Raw genomic sequence first — 2,711 nt, 5'->3', positions numbered from 1 at the left:
GGCTCGGCCTCGATTGGGACGGGCATGAATATTATCAGTCGCAATTCCAGGCCCGGCACGCGGAGATCGCGGCCGAGCTGCTCGCGCGCGGCGCGGCCTACAAATGCTGGATGACGCCCGAGGAGCTCAGCGCGCAACGCGAGGCGGCGCGCGCCGAGCGGCGCCCGTTCCGGATCGAAAGCGCCTGGCGCGATTGCGCGCCCGACCGGCCGACCCCCGACGCGCCCTTCGTCGTCCGGTTCAGGGCGCCGCGCGAGGGCGAGACCGCGATCGACGACCAGGTGCAGGGCCGGGTCACCGTCCAGAACGAGGAGCTCGACGACTTCGTCCTGCTCCGCTCGGACGGGACGCCGACCTACATGCTCGCCGTGGTGGTCGACGATCACGACATGGGCGTCACCCACATCATCCGGGGCGACGATCATCTCAACAACGCCTTCCGCCAGCTCGCGATCATCCGCGCGATGGGCTGGCCCGAGCCGGTCTACGCCCACGTCCCGCTGATCCACGGCGCCGACGGGGCGAAGCTCTCCAAGCGCCACGGCGCGCTGGGCGTCGAAACCTATCGCGACGAGCTCGGCATCCTCCCCGAGGCGCTGTTCAACTATCTGCTGCGGCTCGGCTGGGGTCATGGCGATGACGAGATCATCACCCGCGAGGACGCGGTGAAATGGTTCGGCCTGGACCATGTCGGCCGCTCGCCGTCGCGCTTCGACATCAAGAAGCTGGAGAGCCTCAACGGCCATTATCTGCGCGCGGCCGATCCGGCCCGGCTCGCCGCTCTGGTGGCGCCGAAAATCGCGGGCGCGGAAACGGAGCTGCTCGCCCGCGCGATGCCGGTGCTGACGCCCCGGGCCAAGGATTTGGGTGAGCTGGCCGAGGGCGCCTCCTTCCTCTTCCGCCGCCGCCCGCTGGACATGGACGAGAAGGCCGCGGCTTTGCTAGAAGGCGGCGCGCGAGACCTGCTCGCCCGCGTCCATCACAAGCTGACCCAAGTCGGCGAGTGGACGGCCGAGGAGACCGAGCAGGCGGTGCGGGAGGTTGCCGAGGCCGAAGGCGTCAAGCTGGGCCAGGTGGCGCAGCCCTTGCGGGCGGCGTTGACCGGGCGGGCGACGTCGCCGGGGATTTTCGACGTGCTGGCGCTGCTCGGGCGGGAGGAAAGCCTCGCCCGGATCGGGGACCAGATGACAGGCGCTTGAGAGCGGGAAGGACCAACAAATGGCGGACAAGGCCAGCTTCACGATCGGCGACAAGAGCATCGAATGCGGCATCATGTCGGGCACGGTCGGTCCCGACGTCGTCGACATCCGCAAGCTCTACGCCCAGACGGACGTCTTCACCTACGACCCCGGCTTCACCTCGACCGCCTCCTGCCAGTCCGAGATTACCTATATCGACGGCGACGCCGGCATCCTCCTCCACCGAGGCTATCCGATCGACCAGCTCGCGGAGCATTCGACCTTCATGGAGGTCGCCTATCTGTTGCTCAACGCCGAGCTGCCGAGCAAGACTGAGCTGGAGAGCTTCACCTATACGATCAGCCGCCATACGATGCTGCACGAGCAGCTCGCGACCTTCTATCGCGGCTTCCGGCGCGACGCGCATCCGATGGCGATCATGTGCGGCGTGGTCGGCGCCCTCAGCGCCTTCTATCACGATTCGACCGACATCACCGATCCCAAGCAGCGCATGATCGCCTCGCACCGGCTGATCGCCAAGATGCCGACGATCGCGGCGATGGCCTACAAGTACAGCATCGGCCAGCCGTTCATGTATCCCCAGAACAACCTGAGCTACACTGGCAACTTCCTCAGGATGACCTTCGGCGTTCCGGCCGAGCCTTATGAGGTCAATCCGATCATCGAAAATGCGATGCGGCGGATCTTCATCCTCCATGCCGACCATGAGCAGAACGCCTCGACCTCGACGGTCCGGCTCGCCGGCTCCTCGGGAGCCAACCCGTTCGCCTGCATCGCCGCGGGCATCGCCTGCCTCTGGGGCCCGGCCCATGGCGGCGCCAACGAGGCGGCGCTGGAAATGCTGCGCGAGATCGGTCGGCCGGAGCGGATCCCGGAATATATCGCCCGCGCCAAGGACAAGGACGATCCCTTCCGGCTGATGGGCTTCGGCCACCGCGTCTACAAGAATTTCGATCCGCGCGCGAAGGTGATGCAGAAGACCGCCGAGGAGGTGCTGAACGAGCTCGGCATTTCCGATCCGGTCCTCGACACCGCCCGCGAGCTCGAGCAGGTCGCGCTCAAGGACGATTATTTCATCGAGAAGAAACTCTATCCAAACGTCGATTTCTATTCGGGCGTGATCCTCAATGCGATCGGCTTCCCGACGACGATGTTCACCGCTTTGTTCGCGCTGGCCCGCACCGTCGGCTGGGTCGCGCAATGGAACGAGATGATCGCCGACCCCGAGCAGAAGATCGGGCGGCCCCGCCAGCTCTACGCCGGCTCGGCGCAACGGGACTATATTCCCGTCAATCAGAGGTAGTTAGTCCGCTTTTCTAAGCGGCAGCGTGAAAGTGAATCTCGCGCCCTGGCCGGGGGCGCTGTCGAGGCCGAGGTCGCCGCCCATGGCGCGGGCGAGGCGGCGGGCGATGTAGAGGCCGAGGCCGGTGCCGCCGGGCTCGGTGGGATCGACCCGCTCGAACTTCTCGAAAATCCGCTCCTGGTCCGCCTCGGCGATGCCCTTGCCCTGAT

The 2,711-nt window shown here is 66.4% G+C and carries 3 protein-coding genes; 2 read left to right on the top strand and 1 reads right to left on the bottom strand.

Going from position 1 to position 2,711, the window contains the following annotated elements; genetic code table 11:
- Together gltX and ACT4N8_RS13265 are read left to right on the top strand one after the other, a co-directional pair.
- Positions 1 to 1,199: glutamate--tRNA ligase (gene gltX / locus ACT4N8_RS13270; RefSeq protein ID WP_444858600.1), on the top strand; the 1,199-nt coding region annotated here is incomplete at its 5' end.
- Between the two features lie 19 nt (positions 1,200 to 1,218).
- On the top strand, positions 1,219 to 2,502 hold the full coding sequence (locus tag ACT4N8_RS13265; RefSeq protein WP_444858599.1) for a citrate synthase: 1,284 nt from the start codon (positions 1,219 to 1,221) through the stop codon (positions 2,500 to 2,502).
- Here the strand turns inward: ACT4N8_RS13265 and ACT4N8_RS13260 are convergent.
- The coding region (locus ACT4N8_RS13260) for a sensor histidine kinase (protein WP_444858598.1) at positions 2,503 to 2,711 on the bottom strand (209 nt) is incomplete at its 5' end. It lies immediately after the preceding gene.

Source organism: Sphingosinicella sp. (assembly GCF_052387495.1).
GTDB lineage: Bacteria > Pseudomonadota > Alphaproteobacteria > Sphingomonadales > Sphingomonadaceae > Allosphingosinicella.
The sequence above is the reverse complement of the archived record's forward strand: the minus strand, read 5'-3'. Positions and strand labels throughout refer to the sequence as shown.

Excerpts from the sequence above, each read along its gene's own strand:
- ACT4N8_RS13265 (WP_444858599.1), top strand. The coding sequence starts at position 1,219 with ATGGCGGACAAGGCCAGCTTCACGATCGGCGACAAGAGCATCGAATGC.